At 74.0% G+C, this 18341-nt stretch carries 15 protein-coding genes; 11 read left to right on the top strand and 4 right to left on the bottom strand.

Features of this window, described 5'->3' with window-relative positions; translation table 11 throughout:
- Positions 1–78: 78 nt before the first annotated feature.
- Genes HLB44_RS14095 through HLB44_RS14125 form a run of 7 tightly spaced genes read left to right on the top strand, consistent with a single transcriptional unit; the run spans position 79 to position 10244 of the window.
- Complete coding sequence (locus HLB44_RS14095; protein WP_173123480.1) at positions 79–642, top strand: chemotaxis protein CheW; 564 nt, start codon at positions 79–81, stop codon at positions 640–642.
- The gene (locus HLB44_RS14100) at positions 642–2186 is read left to right on the top strand and encodes a CheR family methyltransferase (RefSeq protein ID WP_173123482.1); all 1545 of its coding nucleotides are present in this window, start codon (positions 642–644) and stop codon (positions 2184–2186) included. The genes HLB44_RS14095 and HLB44_RS14100 overlap by 1 nt, the downstream gene beginning before the upstream one ends.
- Positions 2183–2755, top strand: coding sequence for a chemotaxis protein CheW (locus tag HLB44_RS14105; protein ID WP_173123484.1), 573 nt, complete (start codon positions 2183–2185; stop codon positions 2753–2755). Before HLB44_RS14100 ends, HLB44_RS14105 begins: the two co-directional genes overlap by 4 nt.
- Positions 2756–2757: 2 nt before the next feature.
- Complete coding sequence (locus HLB44_RS14110) at positions 2758–4239, top strand: methyl-accepting chemotaxis protein (RefSeq protein ID WP_173123486.1); 1482 nt, start codon at positions 2758–2760, stop codon at positions 4237–4239.
- Between the two features lie 24 nt (positions 4240–4263).
- Positions 4264–6339: a hybrid sensor histidine kinase/response regulator gene (locus tag HLB44_RS14115; RefSeq protein ID WP_173123488.1), complete on the top strand. Its 2076-nt coding sequence runs from the start codon at positions 4264–4266 to the stop codon at positions 6337–6339.
- Positions 6339–7388, top strand: a complete 1050-nt coding sequence (gene cheB, locus HLB44_RS14120; protein ID WP_173123490.1) for a chemotaxis-specific protein-glutamate methyltransferase CheB — start codon at positions 6339–6341, stop codon at positions 7386–7388. Before HLB44_RS14115 ends, cheB begins: the two co-directional genes overlap by 1 nt.
- A 33-nt stretch (positions 7389–7421) precedes the next feature.
- Positions 7422–10244, top strand: a complete 2823-nt coding sequence (locus HLB44_RS14125; protein WP_173123492.1) for a response regulator — start codon at positions 7422–7424, stop codon at positions 10242–10244.
- Here HLB44_RS14125 and HLB44_RS14130 read toward each other — a convergent pair.
- Positions 10219–11421, bottom strand: coding sequence for a potassium/proton antiporter (locus tag HLB44_RS14130; protein ID WP_173123494.1), 1203 nt, complete (start codon positions 11419–11421; stop codon positions 10219–10221). The two genes, HLB44_RS14125 and HLB44_RS14130, sit on opposite strands and share 26 nt — an antisense overlap.
- 258 nt (positions 11422–11679) lie before the next feature.
- On the opposite strand from HLB44_RS14130, the gene HLB44_RS14135 reads away from it, so the two are divergent.
- The gene (locus HLB44_RS14135) at positions 11680–11895 is read left to right on the top strand and encodes a hypothetical protein (RefSeq protein WP_173123496.1); all 216 of its coding nucleotides are present in this window, start codon (positions 11680–11682) and stop codon (positions 11893–11895) included.
- Positions 11896–11933: 38 nt separating this feature from the next.
- Positions 11934–12539 (top strand): hemerythrin domain-containing protein, encoded by a 606-nt coding sequence (locus HLB44_RS14140; RefSeq protein WP_173123498.1) that lies wholly within the window; start codon positions 11934–11936, stop codon positions 12537–12539.
- Here HLB44_RS14140 and HLB44_RS14145 read toward each other — a convergent pair.
- Positions 12536–13633 (bottom strand): zinc-binding metallopeptidase family protein, encoded by a 1098-nt coding sequence (locus tag HLB44_RS14145; protein WP_173123501.1) that lies wholly within the window; start codon positions 13631–13633, stop codon positions 12536–12538. The two genes, HLB44_RS14140 and HLB44_RS14145, sit on opposite strands and share 4 nt — an antisense overlap.
- Positions 13634–13835: 202 nt before the next feature.
- Here HLB44_RS14145 and HLB44_RS14150 point away from each other — a divergent pair, with 202 nt between their 5' ends.
- Positions 13836–14507, top strand: coding sequence for a hypothetical protein (locus tag HLB44_RS14150; RefSeq protein ID WP_173123503.1), 672 nt, complete (start codon positions 13836–13838; stop codon positions 14505–14507).
- A 119-nt stretch (positions 14508–14626) separates the two neighbouring features.
- On the top strand, positions 14627–16540 hold the full coding sequence (locus tag HLB44_RS14155; RefSeq protein WP_173123505.1) for a TOL_0244 family TonB-dependent receptor: 1914 nt from the start codon (positions 14627–14629) through the stop codon (positions 16538–16540).
- Positions 16541–16564: 24 nt separating this feature from the next.
- Here HLB44_RS14155 and HLB44_RS14160 read toward each other — a convergent pair whose 3' ends face one another.
- Together HLB44_RS14160 and HLB44_RS14165 are read right to left on the bottom strand one after the other, a co-directional pair.
- Entirely contained in the window at positions 16565–17755 is a 1191-nt protein-coding gene (locus tag HLB44_RS14160) for a DUF418 domain-containing protein (protein WP_173123507.1), read from the bottom strand.
- A 13-nt stretch (positions 17756–17768) separates the two neighbouring features.
- Positions 17769–18317: a hypothetical protein gene (locus tag HLB44_RS14165; protein ID WP_173123509.1), complete on the bottom strand. Its 549-nt coding sequence runs from the start codon at positions 18315–18317 to the stop codon at positions 17769–17771.
- Between the last annotated feature and the right edge of the window lie 24 nt (positions 18318–18341).

An 18341-nucleotide genomic window follows, 5' to 3' on the forward strand; every position in this document is an offset into this window, starting at 1 on the left:
CGGTTGCCCCGGCCCGCCCGCGCTGGCAAGATGCAGTGCACAAGGGCCCCCCAAGGCCCCCTCAGGGAGTCGGCAACGATGGACACGCCAGTGGTCTACGGCGTCGGCATGCAGGATTTGCCGCGCCCCGCGCCGGCGCCCGGCGCTCACGCCGCGGTGCTGGTCTTCGAGGCCGGCGGCTGGCGCTGCGCGCTGCCGCTGGCCTGCCTGCGCGAGACGATGCGCGCGCTGCCGATCGAGGCGCTGGCCGATGCGCCCGCCGGCGTGCTCGGTCTGGCCGTGATCCGCGGTGAGCCGGTACCGGTGGTCGACGTGGCCGCGCTGCTCGGCGCGGCCGGCGCGCTGGCCGGCCGGCTGATCACTATCAGCGTTGCGGAGCGGCCGGTGGCGCTGGCGGTCGATGGCGTGCTGGGCGTGCGCAGCATGCCGCACGCCGCGCTGCATGCGCTGCCGCCGCTGCTGCACGAGGCGGGGTCGCGCACCATCGATGCGATCGCCGCCCTCGATGGCGCGCTGCTGCTCTTGCTCGGGCAGGCGCGGCTGTTGCCCGAGGCGGCGCACGCGCGGGTCGATGCCGCTCGGGCGGACGCGGCGGTCCCGCTGGCCGACGCCGCCCGCGCGGACGCGGGCGCGGCGGCGTGATGGCGGCAGCCCTCGGCCAGGCGCCGCCGGTCGAATCGTTCCGGCAGCTGCTGGCGCAGCGGCTCGGCCTGCAGCTCGACGCGCAGCGCGACGACGCGCTGGCGCTGTTGTTGCAGCGGCGCCTGGCGGCCACCGGGCTGACGCCGGCCGCGTACTTCGAGCGTTTGCAATCCGACTCGGTCGAGGCCCACGCGCTGGCTCCCGACGTCACCGTCGCCGAGACCTACTTCTTCCGCCATGCCGAGCAGTTTGCCGCGCTGCGCGAGCAGCTGCCCGGGCGCGCGCGCGCCGCGGCGGGCGGTTTGCGCCTGCTGTGCGCCGGCTGTGCTTCAGGCGAGGAGGCCTATTCGTTGGCCATCGTCGCCAGCGAGCTGGGCTGCCCGGCGCGCATCGATGCGGTCGACCTCAATCCGGCGCTGATCGAGCACGCGCGGCGCGCCCGCTATGGCGACTGGTCGTTGCGCGAGACGCCGCCGCTGCTGCGCCAGCGCTGGTTCCGCCGCGATGGCGCGCACTGGCAGCTCGACGCCGGCATCCGCGCCGCGGTCCGCTTCGAGGCGCTGAACCTGTGCGGCGAGGCGCCGTGGCCGTGGCCGCCCGGCAGTGTCGACGTGGTGTTCTGCCGCAACCTGCTGATGTACCTGACGCCGGCGGCCGCGCGCACGCTGGTGGCGCGGCTGGCGCAGTTGCTGGTGCCCGGCGGCAGCCTGTTCGTCGGCCACGCCGAAACCCTGCGCGGCCTGTCGGACGGCTTCGTGCTGCGCGAAGCCGCGGGCAGCTTCCACTACCGGCGCCTCGACGGCGCGGCGGCCTCGGCCGTGCCGCAGGCCGCCGCGGCCCGCGGCGCTGCAGAAGCCCGTGCGGTGCCCCGCGCCGCCGCAGAAGCCGGCGCGGCGCCCGGCGCCGATGCCAGCGGCGCCTGGTTCGACCTGATCGCCGGGGCCTCGTCGCGCGTCGATGCCTTGACGCGCCGCGCCGCCGCCGCGGAGCCCGCGACAGCGCCGGCCGGGCAGGCGCGTGACGCGCGGCAGGTCACGCTCACCGCCGCGCGCGCGCTGCTGCAGGCCGAACGCTTCGCCGACGCGCTCGAGCGCCTCGATGCGCTGCCGGCCAACGGTGATGCCGATGCCGAGGCGCTGCTGCTGAGGGCGGTCGCACTGACGCAGTCCGGCGCGCTGGCCGATGCCGAGCGCTGCTGCCAGCGCCTGCTGATGCGGGACGAGCACGCGGCGGCCGCGCGCTACCTGCAGGCGCTGGCTCGCGAAGCGGCCGGCGACGCCGTCGCCGCGGCGCAGGCGGCGCAGGTGGCGGCGCGCCTCGATCCGCGCTTCGCGCTGCCGCGACTGCAGCTCGCGCGGCTGGCGCGCCGGCGCGGCGATGCCCTCGCACAGCGCGAGCAGGGCCGCTGGGCGCTGGAACTGCTGCAACAGGACGATGCGCAGCGCCTGGGCCTGCTGGGCGGCGGCTTCTCGCGCGAGGACCTGCTGGCGCTGGCCCGCCGCGAGCTGGCGGCGGCCGACAAGGCCCCGGGGAGCGGCCAGTGAACGAGCGCATCGATCCCGGATTGCCTGAGCCGCCGCTCGAGCATCGCGCGGCGGCGCTGCGCGAGGCCTTCGACCGCAGCTTCAGCCGCCCGCGCGCGGCGGCGGCGCCGTCGCAGAGCGAGCTGTTGCGCATCCGGCTCGGCGGCGCCGCCTACGCGCTGCGCCTGGCGGAGGTCGCCGGGCTGCACGCCGGCCAAGCGCTGACCCCGCTGCCGGGCGCGGCGCCCGAGCTGGCCGGCCTCACCAGCATCGGCGGGCGGCTGGTCGCCGTCTACCACCTGCGCCGCCTGCTCGGTATCGGGGGCGGCGGCGGGAGTGGCGGTGATGCGCCGCGCTGGTGGGCGCTGGCCGCGGCGCGGCCGCTGGCCCTGGCGTTCGACGGCTTCGACGGATCGGCACGCCTGGCGTCCGACGCGCTGGTCGCTGCCGATGCCGACGGCGGCGCCGCGCCGGCGCATGTGCGCACGCTGGCGCGGCTGGACGGTGCGGGCACGCCCTGGTGCCCGGTGATCGAGTTGACTTCGGTGCTGGCCGCGCTCGACGCGGCGGCGCCGCCCTGGAGGGAATGATCATGATCGGTGGACATTGGACCTTCGCGCAGAAGATCGGCGCCGGCTTCCTGCTGGTGGTCGCGCTGACCGTCGTGCTCGGCGCGCTGGCCGTGCAGTCGCTGCGCGACATGCTGGCCGAGCGCGAGCACCTCTTCACCACGTTCGTGCAGCCGCTGATCGATGCACAGCGCATGACGGCGACCGTCGAGCACAGCGTGGCGTCATCGCGCGGTTATGTGCTGACGCGCGACGAGGACTACGTGCAGCGCGCGCGCCAGTCCCGCAGCGACTACCTGGCGATGCTCGAGCGCACGCGTCGCACCACCGACAGCGCCGAGGAGCAGGCGCTGCTCGATGCGCTCGCCCTGGCCGAGGCCGAACACTGGGCCGGGCTCGAGAAGGTTTTCGCGCTGGTGCGCAGCAACGGCGCCACCGAGGCCATCGTGCGCCTGTTCGACGAGCACGTGCAGCCGCGGCGCGAGCGGCTGCGCCAGCAGGCCAATGCCTTCGTCGCCAAGGAGGAGCGGCTGATGCAGCAGGCGCGCGACCAGTCGCGGGCCGCGGCGGCGGCGTCGATCAACCTGATGGTCGGCGTCGCGGCGGCCGCCGCGGTCATCGCCGCCGTGCTCGCGCTGGTGCTCGGCCGCACGCTGAGCCGCCAGATCGGCTCGGCCGTCAGCCACGTGCAGAGCTCGTCGGTCGAGCTGCAGGCGGCGGCCAACCAGCAAAGCGCCGGCGCCCGCGAGCAGGCGACCGCGGTCAGCGAGATCGGCACCACGGTCAGCGAGCTGTTGGCCAGCTCGCGCCAGATCGCCGAGAGCACGCAGCGCGTGGCGCAGGTCGCCGAAGAGACCGCCGGCGCCGCGCGCGGCGGCGAAGGCCGCGTCGACCAGGCGCACGAGTCGATCGCCGGCATCCGCCGCCAGGTCGACACCATCGTCGGCCACATGCTCGACCTCGGCCGCAAGTCGCAGCAGATCGGCGCCGTGCTGGACATCGTCGCCGAGCTTGCCGAGCAGACCAACATCCTGGCCATCAACGCGACGATCGAGGCCGCCGGCGCCGGCGAGTCCGGCAAGCGCTTCGCCGTCGTCGCCGACGAGATCCGCGCGCTGGCCGACCGCGTCGGCGGCTCGGCCAAGGAGATCCGCGTGCTGGTCGACGACGTGCGCGGCGCGGTCAACACCACGGTGATGGCCACCGAGACCGGCTCGAAGGCAGTGGATGCCGGTTCGCAGCAGTTCGCCGACGTCGCGCTGGCGTTCAAGCAGATCGCGGCGCTGGTGGCCACCACCACCGAGGCCGCGCGCGAGATCGAGCTGTCGACCAAGCAGCAGGCGAGCGCCGTCGAGCAGGTCAACATCGCCATCGGCAGCGTTGCGCAGACCACCCGCGAGACCGAGGCCAGCTCGGGCCAGACGCTGGCCACCGTCTCGCAGCTGGCGAGCCTGTCGAAGGACCTGCTGCGCCTGGTGCGGCCGCAGGCGGTGTTGAGCGCATAACTCGCCAACGACGCGGCCAAGGCGATGCAGCGCGATCCGTACAAGTTCTTCCGCGTCGAGGGGCGCGAGCTGCTCGAACAGCTCGGCCAGGGCGCGCTGGCGCTCGACAAGGGCGGCGCCGGAGCGGCCGTCGTGCCGCGGCTGCTGCGCCTGGCGCACACGCTGAAGGGCGCGGCGCGGGTCGTGCGCCAGGCCGGCATCGCCGAGCGCGCCCACGCGATCGAGGATGCGCTGGCGCCGTGGCGCGAGGCGGCCGGGCGGGTGCCCGGCGACGCGGTGAACGGCCTGCTCGCCGCGGTCGATGCGATCGGCGCGCAGCTGGCGGCGCTTGACGCACCGGCGGCCGCACCCGGTGCCCAGGCCGCCGCCGCACCCGACGCCACCGGGCAGCGCACGCTGCGCGCCGACGTGGCCGAGATCGACACGTTGCGCGACGGCATCGCGCAAGGCCATGCGCAGATCGCTGCGCTGCAGCGCGGCACCGCCGCGGCGCTGCAGGCACGCGGCGCCGCGGCGCGCCTGCTCGACCTGCTCGCCGTGCCGGCGGCGCCGGGCGGGGTGGCAGCCCGCGCGCTCGCCGAACAGCTCGCGACGCTGCTCGGCAGCGGCGCGCGCACGCTGCAGGGCGCCACCGAGCAGCTCGACCGCACGCTGCGCCAGGTCGGCGACGGGGCAGAGCAGCTGCGCCTGGCGCCGGCCGCGGCGCTGTTCGGCGCACTCGAACGCGCCGCGCGCGACGCGGCCGTCGCGCTGGGCAAGCCGCTGCAGTTCGAGGCCCGCGGCGGCGACGTGAGGCTGGACGCCGACCTGTTCGCCGGCGTGCAGCCGGCCCTGGTGCAGCTGGTGCGCAACGCGCTGGCGCACGGCATCGAGGCGCCGGCGCAGCGCGCGGCTTCAGCCAAGCCGGCGGCGGGGCGGGTGACGATCAGCGTCGAGCGCCGCGGCGCGCAGGTGGCGCTGGCCTGCAGCGACGATGGTGCCGGCTTCGACCTCGACGCCGTGCGTCGCGTCGCGCGGCAGCGCGGCCTGCTCGGCAAGGACGGGGAGGGCAGCGAGGGCGGCGAGACCCTCGGCCGCGATGCGCTGCTCGCGCTGCTGCTGCGCGGTGGCGTCAGCACCGCCGGCCGGCTGACCGAGCAGGCCGGCCGCGGCGTCGGGCTGGATGTCGCGCGCGACGCCGTCGAACGTCTCGGCGGGCGCATCGAGCTGCACACCGAGCCCGGCCGCGGCAGCACGGTGACGCTGCTGCTGCCGCTGGCGCTGGCCGCGGTCGACGTGCTGCGCGTCGAGTGCGCCGGCCGCACGCTGCAGATTCCGCTGCGCGCGCTGCGCCGCGTGCGCCGCATCGAGCCGCACGACATCGGCGCCGGCGCGCAGGGCGAGCAGCTCGTCGACGACGAGACGGCGATTCCGTTTGCGCCGCTCGCCGAGCTGCTCGGCTTCGAGGGCGCCGCCGCGGCCGCACCGCCGCGTGCGGCGCCGGGTGCACCCCCGCGTACGGCGCTCGTGATCGACGCCGGCGGCGCGCGCGCGGCGCTCGGCGTCACGCGGCTGGCCGGCGCCATCGTGCGCTGCGTGCTGCAACCGCTGCCGGCGCCGCTGCCGGCCCATCCGCTGATCGCCGGCGCGTCGCTCGATGTCGACGGCCGGCCGCTGCTGGTGCTCGATGCCGAGGGCCTGGTGCAGGCGGCGCTGCGCCGGCAGGCGGCCCCGGCGATGGCGGCGCCGCCGCGCCGCCCGCTGCTGGTCGTCGACGATTCGCTGACCACCCGCATGCTCGAGCAGAGCATCCTCGAATCGGCGGGCTACGACGTGCACACCGCGGCCACCGCGGAGGACGGCCTGGAGCGCGCGCGGCACCAGGCCTATGCGCTGTTCCTCGTCGACGTCGAGATGCCCGGCATGGACGGCTTCGGCTTCATCGAGACCGCGCGTGCCGATCCGCAGCTGCGCCACGTGCCGGCGATGCTCGTCACCTCGCGCGCCTCGGCCGAGGACCGCCGCCGCGGCGCGCAGGTCGGCGCGCAGGCCTACGTCGTCAAGGGCGAGTTCGCGCAGGACGACTTCCTGCGCCACGTGCGCCAGCTGGCGGGGGCGTGATGATTCGCGTCCTGGTGGTCGAGGATTCGCCGACCGTGCGGGCGCGGCTGTGCGAGGTGCTGGCGGCCGATCCCGGGCTGCGGGTGGTCGGCGAAGCCGCCGACGGCCAGCAGGCGATCGCCGCCTGCCAGGCCCTGCAGCCCAACGTGATCACGCTGGACATGATGATGCCCAAAGTGAGCGGCCTGCAAGCGACCGAGTTCATCATGGCGCACTGCCCGACGCCGATCCTGGTGGTCTCGGCCTCCATCAATCGCGGCGAGCTGTTCCGCACCTACGACGCGCTGGCCGCCGGCGCGGTCGACGTGCTCGACAAGCCGCTCGGCACCGAGCCCGATGGCGCGTGGGAGCAGCGTTTCATCGCCGCGGTGAAGATGGTGGCGCGCATCCGCGTCGTCACCCACCTGCGTGGCCGCCTGGCCGGCGCGGCGGTGCCCGGTGGTGCGGCGCTCGTGCCGCCGGCGCCGCTGCCGTACCGCGCGCTGGCGCTGGGCACCTCCACCGGCGGCCCGGGCGCGCTGGTGCAGGTGCTGCGCGCGCTGCCGCCGCCGCTGCCCATGCCGCTGCTGGTGGTGCAGCACCTGGCCGAGCCGTTCGGCGCCGCCTTCGCCGAGTGGCTGGGCGCGCAGTCGCCGCATCCGGTGCGCCATCCGGTCGATGGCGAGCCGCTCGCCGCGGCCGCCGGCGCGGTGGTGGTGGCGCCGCCGGGGCGCCACCTGGCGCTGGTGCACGGCCGGCTGCGCCTGTCGGATGCCGCGCCGCGCCACTCCTGCCGGCCGTCGGTCGACGTGCTGTTCGAGTCGCTCGCCGCCGAGCTGCACGGCGGCTGCGCCGCGGCGCTGCTGACCGGCATGGGCCACGACGGCGCGGCCGGGCTGCTGGCGCTGCGGCGGGCCGGCGCCTGGACCATTGCCCAGGACGAGGCCAGCTCGGTCGTCTGGGGCATGCCGCGCGAGGCCGCCGCGCTGGGTGCGGCGGCCGAGGTGCTGCCGCTGGCGGCGATCGGGCCGGCGCTGGCGGCGCTGCTGCGGCGCCCGCGCTGGCGCTGACGCCGCGCCGTCCTTCACTGCATGGAGCAAACGATGCCGAATCCGAGCGCGCTGATCGTCGACGACAGCCTGACGGTGCGCATGGACCTGGTCGAAGGGTTCGAGGCGGCGGGCTTTCGCGTCACCGGCTGCGCCGACCTGGCGTCGGCGCGCGCCGCGCTGGCCGCGGCGCCCGCCGACGTGGTGGTGCTCGACCTGCTGCTGCCCGATGGCGACGGCATCGAGCTGCTGCGCGAGCTGCGCGCCGACCCCGCGCGCGCAGCGGCCGTGGTGCTGATGCTGTCGAGCGAGGCCGAGGTCGCCGACCGCGTGCGCGGCCTGCGCACCGGCGCCGACGAGTACGTCGGCAAGCCCTACGACCGCCCGGCGGTGGTGGCGCGGGCGCAGCAGCTGCTGCGCTCGCGTCGCGGCGTCGCGGCCGCGCAGCCGCCGGTGCTGCTGATCGACGACAGCGCGACGTTCCGCGAGGCGCTGGCGCAGGCGCTCACCGAGGCCGGCCACGTGGTGGCCACCGCGGCCAGCGGCGAGGAGGGCCTGCGCATGGCCGCCGCGACGCGGCCCGGCGCGCTGATCGTCGACAGCCGGCTGCCCGGTGTCGACGGCACGACGGTGATCCGCCGCGTGCGCCTCGACGCGGCCCTGCGCGACCTGCCCTGCCTGCTGCTGACCGGCTCGGAAGAGCGCAGCGCCGAGCTGCTGGCGCTGGATGCCGGGGCCGATGCCTTCGCCCGCAAGGACGAGCCGCTCGATGTCGTGCTGGCGCGCCTGGCGGCACTGCTGCGCAGCGCGGCGGACAGCCGCGCAGCCCGGGCGCCGGCCCCGCCGGGCGGCTCGCAGCGCGTGCTGGCGGTGGACGACAGCGCGACCTACCGCCAGGAGCTGACGGCGCAGCTGCGCGCGGAAGGGTACGACGTCGTCGCCGCGCGCTCCGGCGAGGAGGCGCTCGAGCTGCTGGCGGTCCAGCCGGTCGACTGCATCCTGATGGACCTGGTGATGCCCGGCCTCGACGGCCGCGAGACCTGCCGCCGCATCAAGGCGGCGCCCGGCGTGCGCGACATCCCGCTGATCATGCTCACCGGGCACGAGGACGGCCGCTCGCTGATCGAAAGCCTGGCCGCCGGCGCCGACGACTACATCCAGAAGTCGGCTGATTTCGTGGTGCTGGCCGCGCGCGTGCGGGCGCAGGTGCGGCGCAAGCAGTTCGAGGACGAGAACCGCCGCATCCGCGAGCAGCTCCTGCACGAGCGCCACGAAGCCGCGCGTGCCCGTGCCGCGCACGAGGCGGCCGAGGCCCGTGCCGCGCTGGCCGACGAACTGGAGCGCGCGACGCAGGCCAAGAGCCAGTTCCTGGCGACGATGAGCCACGAGATCCGCACGCCGTTGAACGCGATCATCGGCATGGCCGGGCTGCTGGCCGATTCGCCGCTGAACCTCGAGCAGCGCGAGTTCGCCAACGTCATCCGCGCCAGCGGCGACCACCTGCTGACGGTGATCAACGACATCCTCGATTTTTCGCAGCTCGAATCGGGCCGGCTGCCGCTGGAGCGCCTGCCCTTCGAGGCGGAGGCGCTGGTCGAGCAGAGCCTCGACCTGGTGGCCGCGCGTGCGCGCGAGAAGGGCATCGAGCTGACCTACGAGCTGGCACCGGGCCTGCCGCGCCGGCTGCTCGGCGATGCCGGCCGGCTGCGCCAGATCCTCGTCAACTACCTGTCGAACGCGGTCAAGTTCTCCGAGCGCGGCGAGGTGGTCGTGCGGCTCGACGGCCAGCGCTGCGCCGACGGCCGGCTGCAGCTGCACGGCGCGGTGCGCGACACCGGCATCGGCATCCCGCGCGAACGCTTCGAGCGGCTGTTCCAGTCGTTCAGCCAGGTCGACGCGTCGACCCGCCGCGAGTACGGCGGCAGCGGGCTCGGCCTGGCGATCTGCAAGCGCCTGGCCGAGCTGATGGACGGGCAGGTCTGGGCCGACAGCGAACCCGGCCGCGGCTCGACCTTCCACTTCAGCGTGCTGCTCGCGCCGCCGCCCGACGAAGCCGCAGCCGACGCAGCGGCCGGCGCTGCGCCGGCGCTGGCCGGGCTGCACGCCTGGATCGTCGACGACAACGACACCAACCGGCAGATCCTGCGCCGGCAGCTCGAACAGTGGGGCCTGGTGGTGCGCGACACCGGCCGGCCCGAGCAGGCGCTGCAATGGGCGCTGCAGGGCGATCGGGCCGACGTCGCGGTGCTCGACTTCCAGATGCCCGGGCTCGACGGCCGGCAGCTGGCGCAGGCGCTGCATCTTCAGCGCGGCGCGGCGCTGAAGCAGGTGCTGCTGACCTCGGGCCGGCCGCTGTCCGACGCCGACGCCCGCGCCGCCGGCCTGCAGGCGCAGCTGTCGAAGCCGGTCAAGCACGCATCGCTGCGCGCCACGCTCGAGGCGCTGCTGCGGCCGGCGCCAGCCGCACCGGCGAGCGCCGTGCTGCCGCCGGCCGTGCCGGGCGCTGCGCTGCACGTGCTGGTGGCCGAGGACAACCCGATCAACGCCCAGGTGCTGGCCTATGTGCTCGACGAGATGGGCCACCGCTTCGAAGTGGTCGCCAGCGGCGGCGAGGCGATCGCCGCGCTGCGACGGCAGCGTTTCGACGTCGTGCTGATGGACGTGCAGATGCCCGGCATGGACGGCATCGAGGCGACGCGGCGCATCCATGCCGAGTGGCCGGCCGGCCAGCGCCCGCCGATCTACGCGCTGACCGCCGGCGTGATGGACCACGAGCAACGCGCCTGCCGCGAGGCCGGCATGGACGGCTTCCTCGTCAAGCCGCTCGAGCGCGACCAGCTCGAGGCGCTGTTCAACCGCCTTTTGAAGACCCGTTGAGCCCCAGGGCCCGCGCCAGCGCGCCGAGCGCCGGCCCCTGCAGCAGCAGCGAGCTGAGCACGACGACGAAGGCGACGTCGAAGAAGCGGTACGCGCCCTCGATGCCGGCCATCACCGGATAGACCGCCAGCACGATCGGCACCGCGCCGCGCAGGCCGACCGCCGCCACCATCAGCTGCTCGCGCCACGGAAAGCGCAGCGGCGCCAGACACAGCACCACCGCCAGCGGCCGCGCGACCAGCATCAGCGCCGCCGCCACGGCGAGCGCCGGACCCGCCAGGCGCAGCAGGTCGTGCGGCGTCACCAGCAGCCCGAGCAGCAGGAAGAGCCCCGCCTGCGCCAGCCAGGTGTAGCCGTCGAGCGCGGGCAGCGCGGCGCGCACGGTGCGCCGCGCGCGCTGCGCCAGCACCAGGCCGAACAGGTAGACGGCAACGAAGGCCGACGCATCGACCAGCCCGGCGAGCGCGAACACCACCAGCCCGGCGGCGGCCAGCAGCAGCGCGGTGAGGCCCTGCCGGTGCTCGTCGAGCGGCAGCCGGTGCAGGCCCCAGGCGAGCAGCAGCCCGGCGCCGAGCCCGATCGCCGCGCCCCAGCCGGCATGGTGGGCAAACAGCGCCAGCAGGTCGGCGCCGCCGCTGTCCGGCGCCTTGATCAGCGCGATCAGCGACAGCACCAGAAAGACCGCCATCGGGTCGTTGAGCCCCGATTCGACCTCGATCGTCGCTGACAGCCGGTGCGGCAGCGCGGCGCGGTCGCCGCCGAGCTGCGCGAACACCGCCGCGGCGTCGGTCGACGCGATCACCGCGCCCAGCAGCAGGCCGTGGCGCCAATCGAGGTCGAGCGCCCACATCGCGGCCGCACCGGCGATCGCGCTGGTCAGCGCAACGCCCACCGTCGCCAGCAGCGAGGCCGGCAACAGCCCGGCGCGCAGCGTCTTCGCCGGCGTGCGCAGCCCGCCGTCCAGCAGGATCAGCGCCAGCGCCAGGTTGCCGACGCCGAAGGCGAGCTTGTAGTCGTCGAAGGGCAGGCCGAGCGGCCCGTCGACGCCGGCCAGCATGCCGACGCACAGGAAGACCAGCAGGTGCGAGAAGCCGAGGCGGCTGGAGTACAGCCCCGCGACGAGCCCCAGGGCCACGAGGCAGCCGCCGATCAGCATCAGCAGGTACAGCGTGGTCATGCGGGGGCTTTCAAGGGGGCTGTCCTTTGCGGCGATCAGGCTGCGGCCATTGTCGGCAGCCGGTGCCGCGCCGACTGTCGGTTTGCAACGCGCCTGGGCGAGGCGCTTGTCCTACAACGCGCCCCCGTGGCTGCCGACAGCGCGCCCCCGCGGCTGCCGACAGCGTGTCGCTGCGGCTGCCGACAGTGCCGGCACGACGGCGGGTGCACAGTTTGCTCATCGACAGATGTCTCCACACCAAGACCAACGGAGCCACAAATGCCCACCCCTCGAACCTCAACCCCCGCGTGTTACCAGCTCTGCTTCCGCTCCCTATCGCAAGAAGGGCGCGGCCTGAGCTTTCCGTGTGACGCCGAGGGGCACATCGCTTTCGACCGCCTGAGCGACCGCGCGCGCAACGACTACTTCTTCGCCCGCGTCTGCATCGGCCACGCCTACGCCAGCCCGACCGTCGAGCCGACGCCGCTGCACTGAGTGCCGCTGCGCTGACCCCTCCGTGGAGATTCACTGCAATGACGCCTTCCTCGATGCCCTTCTCGCCGCCGCCGATCGGCCCCTTGCCCTGGCTGGCGACCTGCGTGGACACCGAGTTCGCGGCCGGTGACAGCGTGCTCGACGTGCTGCTCGCCGGCCAGGCAATGACGCGCTGCCTGATGGCGCGCTACACGCGGCTGCGCGCGCAGGGCCCCTCGGCCGACCCGCTGCGCGCCGGCCTGGCGCGGCGGCTGTGCGCCGAGCTGGCGGTGCAGCTGCAGATCGAGGAAGAACTGTTCTATCCCGAGCTGCGCCAGGTGTTGATCGACAGCGCGCCGGTCGACCAGGCCGAGGTCGAGCACGAGTGCATGCGCGAGCTGTCGACGCGCCTGATGGACATGGCGCCGGACGATCCGATGTTCGATGCGCGGGTGATGGTGCTGGGCGAGTTGCTCGAGCTGCACCTGGCGCGCGAGGCGCAGCAGATCTACCCGATGGCGCTGCGTGCGCCGCTGGACTTCAGCGCCCTCGGCCTGGCGCTGGTGCAGCGCCGCGACGAACTGCTGGCCGACATCGCCGACTCGGCCGGCGGTGAGCGGCTCGAAAACGAAAGCGCCGACCCGGTCGGCGAGCCACCGCGCTAGCTGGCGGCTGGCGCCACGGGCGCCGTGGCCGCCTCGGCCGTCGCGGCGGCCGCCTCGGCCAGCAGCGCCTGCACCGTGGCCATCTTCTGCAGCACCGCATCGGGCATCAGGAACGGATACGCGTCAGCCAGCCCGAGGCTGCGGTTCATCGCGTTGACGAAACGCGCCACCGGCAGCCAGTGGTCCAGCACCACCCGATCGATCGATGCCTGCGCCGTCGCGCGCGGCGGCCGCGTGCTCGCCGCCGGCCCGTCGAGCCGCAGGCCCCAGGCGGCGGCGGTCTGCACCGCGTCGATCACCAGCAACATGTGGGCGCAGGTCTCGGCCCAGTCCTCCCACGGATGGGCGCTGGCATAGGCGCTGACGAAGTGCTCGTTCCAGTCGGCCGGCGGCCCCTCGGCGTGGTAGCGGGCGAGCGCAACGCCATAGTCCACGCGGTCGTCGCCGAAGACGGCGCGAAAGCGCTCCTCGGCGTCGCCTTTGATCCAGCGGTAGTGCAGGTAGTGGCCGACCTCGTGGCGCAGGTGGCCCAGCAGCGTGCGCACCGGTTCGCCGAAGGCCACGCGCGTCGCTTCGCGGTGCACGTCGTCGGCCTCGTCGATGTTGATCGTCACGATGCCGCCGACGTGGCCGGTGATCACCGGCGGGCCTTGCGGCGGCGCGCCGAGCAGGTGGAATTCGAGCCCCTGCGCATCGTCGCTGCCCCGCTTGGGCTCCGGCGCGAGCCCCAGCTCCATCAGCGTGAACAGCAGGCGGCGCTTCGCCGCCTCGATCGCCGCCCAGCGCTGCACATGGCCCTCGACGCCCAGGTCCGGGATCACGGTGCTGAGGCGGCAGCTGCGGCACAGCGTCAACGTTTCGCCCGGCTCGAGCATCCAGTTGCAGACGCCTTTGGCGCGGTTTGCACAGGGGCGGTGGCCGCGCAAGCGCTTGCGGCCCAGCCGCTGCCAGCGCGCTTCACCGGCGGCCGCCGGGTCGAAGGCGCCCATGCGGCGCTCGGCCGGCAGGTAACCGAGCAGCGCACCGCAGCAACCGCAGGCGGTGTTGTCGAAGAACACGGGCTGGCCGCAGCCGCCACAGGAAAAGGGGATCATCGCGAGCCTGGGAGCAGGCGGCGCGCCCGCGAAGCGCCAAAGAGGCGCCAAAGAGGGGGCAAGGGCGCTTGTCACGCCCGGTTGCGACGCGCCGCGGGCGTGGGTGAATTCCGACACACAACATCGACGCGCACCGACACACAGGACGAGCCGCGATGCCTACGATGGACGCATTCCACCCACCATCGCAAGAGGTCCCCTCATGCACTCGCACCCCCCGCTCGCCGTGGCCCTCGGCCGCCATGCGGCACGGGTGCTGGCGCTGACGCTCTTGTCCGGCACGGTGTTCGCGCCGGTGTTTGCCCAGCTTCGTGTCGATCTCGACGGCGCCGCGATGATGGTGATGGAGCCGCTGCCTGAATTCGCGCCCTCCGGCTGGACGCTGCAGCGTTCGCAGTCCAGCAGCCTGGCCTCGAGCACCAGCGCACTGGCCACGCTGGCCGGATGGCCCGCGGTGCAGCCGTCGGGTGCCGTGACGCAGACGATGTTGTGGGCGCGACGCGAGCGGCTCGGCCTGGGTTTCGGCGTCGAGCATCGCTGGGCGCCGGTGGCGAGTCTCGCCAATCCCTTCCCGGCCCCCGCGGCGACGCGCGATGCCGGCATGCTGGTCGGCCTGTCGTGGGCCACCGGCGAGTCGTCGCAGGTGACCTGGGCGACGCCACTGCTGCCGCCGCGCAGCACCGGCCTGGCTTGGGCTGGCGCCGAGAAGTGGCCCGACCGCGAGATGCGCCTCGGGCTCGAATTCCGCAAGCGCGACCCGTATGCGGAGCTGCGCCGCGGCGCGCTGATGAAGTTCGAGGTCAGCCGCGACACGACCGTGTCGGTCAAGCCGCGCCACGGCCGCCTGAGCTTCACGCTCGCCAGCCACTGGTGATCCGGGCGGCGCCCGGGGCCTTCTGACCCGCGGCCTCGACGCCCACGGGTGGACGCCGACGGTCGGGCGGGCTTAACATCGATTTGACACGTGCATCACAAGCACGTCGGCAAGGGAGAATGTTGCGAGTCCGAAACCTCGTCGCGGCGCCTGTCGCGATTGCAGTGCTCGTGTGCGCCGCGCCGGTGCAGGCACGCACCTACAGCGGCAACACACTCGCCGAGCTGTCGCTGGAGCAGCTCGGCAACATCGAGATCACCTCGGTATCGCGGCGGGCGCAGCGCCTGTCCGACGCGCCGACATCGGTCTTCGTCATCACCGCCGACGACATCCGCCGTGCCGGTCCCGCGAGCCTGCCCGAAGTGCTGCGCCTGGCGCCGAACCTGCAAGTCGCGCGCTCGGCGAACCGCAGCTATTCGATCAGCGCGCGTGGCTTCGACAGCGCGCTGTCGAACAAGCTGCTGGTGCTGATCGATGGCCGCTCGATCTACACGCCGCTGTATTCCGGCGTCTTCTGGGACGCGCAGGAGGTGATGCTCGAGGACATCGAGCGCATCGAAGTCATCAGCGGCTCCGGCGCGACGCTGTGGGGCGTCAACGCCGTCAACGGCGTGATCAACATCATCACCCGCTCGGCCGCGCAGCGCGCCGGCACGCTGGCCACCGCCGTTGTCGGCGAACGCCAGCGCCGGCTCGCCGGGCGCAGCGGCGGCAGCTTCGGCGGCAGCGGGCACTACACGGTCTACGGCCTGCACATCGAGCAGGACGGCAACGCCACGGCCGCCGGAGCGCCGGCGCGCGACGCGGCGCGCCATGCGCAGCTCGGCCTGCGCATCGACACGGCGCTGGCCGACGGCGACTTCACGCTGATCGGCGATGTCTCGCGCGGGCGCATCGACCAGCCGCCCGGCAGCGTCGGCGCGCAGGGCACCGAGAAGTCCGGCGCGAACCTGCTGGCGCGCTGGCAGCGGCCGCTGGCCGGCGGCAGCCTGATGCTGCAGGCTTATGCCGAGCACACCCGGCGCACCTCGGTGCCGACGCTGGACGACACGCAGGACATCATCGACCTGCAGCTGCAGCACGCCGCGATGCCGATCGGCGATCACCTGCTGAGCTGGGGGCTGGAGCTGCGCCGCGGGCGCAACCACAGCGGCAACAGCCGCTCGGTGGCCTTCCTGCCGCCGCTGGCCAACCAGACCTGGAACAGCGTCTACCTGCAGGACGAGTTCCAGCTCGGCGCCGAGCTGCAGGTGACGCTCGGCCTGCGCGCCGATCGCAACGACTACACCGGCACCGAAGCGCTGCCGACGGTGCGGCTGGCCTGGCGGCCGGATGCCAACCAGCTGTGGTGGGCCGCGGCCTCGCGCGCGGTGCGCGCGCCGGCGCGACTGGACCGCGATCTCTTCCTTCCGGGGGTGCCGCCCTTCGCGTTGCGCGGCGGGCCCGGCTTCCAGTCCGAAGTGGCCAACGACCTCGAGCTCGGCTGGCGCGGCCAGTTCGGCGTCGATGCGACGCTGTCGGTCACCGCCTTCCGCACGGAGTACAGCCGCCTGCGCGGTGTGCTGCTGGATGCGAGCCGCACCGCAGGCATCATCGGCAACGCCATCGACGGGCGCAGCCATGGCATCGAGGCCTGGGGCAGCTGGCAGCCGCTGCCGAGCTGGCGGCTGCACGCGGGTGGGGCGCTGCTGCGCCAGCGCGCCGAGCTGCGGCCGGGCTTCAACGACAGCCGCAGCGTCGCGACGCTCGAGGGCGGTAACCCGCGCCACTGGTGGCTGCTGCGCTCGTCGCACGACCTCGGCGAACGGCTGGAGCTCGACCTCACCTGGCGCGGCGTCGCCGAGCGGCCGGCGAGCGGCGTGCCCTCGTACCACGCGCTCGCGCTGCGCCTGGGCTGGCAGGTGACGCCGGCGGTCGAGCTGTCGGTCGGCCTGCGCCAGCTGTCATCGGGCGGCCACGCCGAGTTCGGCGCGCTCGCCACGCGCGCGGAGTTCGAGCGCGATGCCTACCTGAAGGCGGAGTGGCGGTTCTGAATCCTTGGCCGCCTCATTCGCATGTCATGAGGCCGCGGCCAGCCGCCAGCGCGGCAGGCGCGCGGTGGTGATCGCGCGCAGCACCCATTCCGCCGGCCCGTAGGCGTGGCGCTGCAGCCACCAGCGGCTGAAGACGGCCTGCACCGCGATGATCGCCGGCACCAGCGCCAGCACGGCCGGTGGCGGCAGGCGATCGATCAGCCGCAGGCCGTAGCCGGTGAAGATGAGGCCGAGCACGACCGACTGGCCGAGGTAGTTGCTCAGCGCCATGCGGCCCAGCGGCGCCAGCCACTGCTCGATGCGCTGCCCGCGCGGGGTCTGGAACAGCGCCAGCGCCCCCGCCACGTAGGCGGCAGTGAGCAGCGGCCCGGTCAACAGGCTCAGGCCGAGTGCCACGAAGTCCGCGCCCAGGCCCGGCGCGGTGGTCCGGGCCCAGGCGTAGACCAGCGCGCCGGAGAGCCCGAGCGGCCAGCCGAAGATCACGATCCGGCGCACCGCCGGCCAGGCCAGCGCGGGCTGCGACAACACACCGCTGCGGCCCGCCGCAAAGCCGACCAGAAAGGCCGCCAGCGCGCCGGGCGCCTGCAACAGCAGCAGGGTCAGCGCCGACTGCCGCCACTGCGTCAGGTAGTAGCGCAGCGTGGCGGCCGCATCGCCGCCGAGGCCCGCCAGCCGGGTCCGCACGATGCTGTCGTCGGCCGGCAGCGCGACGCCGATCGCGACGATCGCGGCCCCCGCCAGCAACCACAGCATGGCGCTGGCGACGACCAGCGTCACGGCGATGCGCAGCGCGCGCCGCGGCGGCCAGTCGCGCCACGCCAGCAGCACGAGGCCGAGCAGGCCGTACAGCAGCAGGATGTCGCCGTCGAAGAGCAGCAGGCCGTGCAGCAGACCCAGCAGCAGCAGTCCGCCCTGGCGGCGCAGCAGACGCGGCTCGAACGCCGCACCGGCGCGCGCGGCCGCGCTCATCTGCAGCGTGAAGCTGACGCCGAACAGGAAGGCGAACAGCAGGTAGAACTTGGTCTCGAACAGCAGCGTGACCGAGAATCGCACCGCCTGGTCCAGCGGCGCGCCGAACGCGGGGTTCGGCGCGAAGGTGCCGAACCAGGAATCGGCGAAGGCGCCGATGTTGACCGCCAGGATGCCCAGCAGCGCGAAGCCGCGCAGCGCATCGACGTGGCGGAGTCGGTCAGGTTCTGGCGGGTCGTTCGGCAATGTGGGGCGCAGCCTACCAGCGCTCTCCGTAGCGCGCCTTCGTCGCGACGATGCAGGTGTCCTTCGTGTCGCCGGTCATCTGGCTGCACTTTTCCATCGCCAGCTTGTATTCGGCCTTCGCGCGGGCGGACTCGGCATCCTCGACGGCGACCGTCACGCGCTTGGCGAGCTTGACGTCGGCCTGCTCCTTGTCGCGCGCGGTCTTCGCTTCGCGCACGCACAGGGCCTTGGCATCGCCGGCGAGGTCGTCGCAGCGCTCCTTGGCGAGTTCATAACGCGCCTTGTACTGGGCCTCGAGCAGCCTGGTCTCGTCGCGCGCCGAGCCGGTGTAGTTGTATTCGAGCTGCGCCAGCGCGACCGCCTCGCGGCCCTTGGCCTGCTCGACGCAGATCTCGCGCGCGTTGCCGGTGAGCGCGCCGCACTTGTCGCGCTCGGCCTTGTAGGTCGCCTTGATATCGGTCTTTGCGCCGTCGTACGCACCACGCGTGAAGTTTGCCGCCTGTGCGGCACCGGCCAGGCCGAACAGCGCCGCCAGGCAGGACAGGGTCAACAATCGGTTCATGGAAAGCTCCTTGGAGCGCACGTG

Source organism: Pseudaquabacterium terrae (genome assembly GCF_013266755.1).
GTDB lineage: Bacteria > Pseudomonadota > Gammaproteobacteria > Burkholderiales > Burkholderiaceae_C > Pseudaquabacterium > Pseudaquabacterium terrae.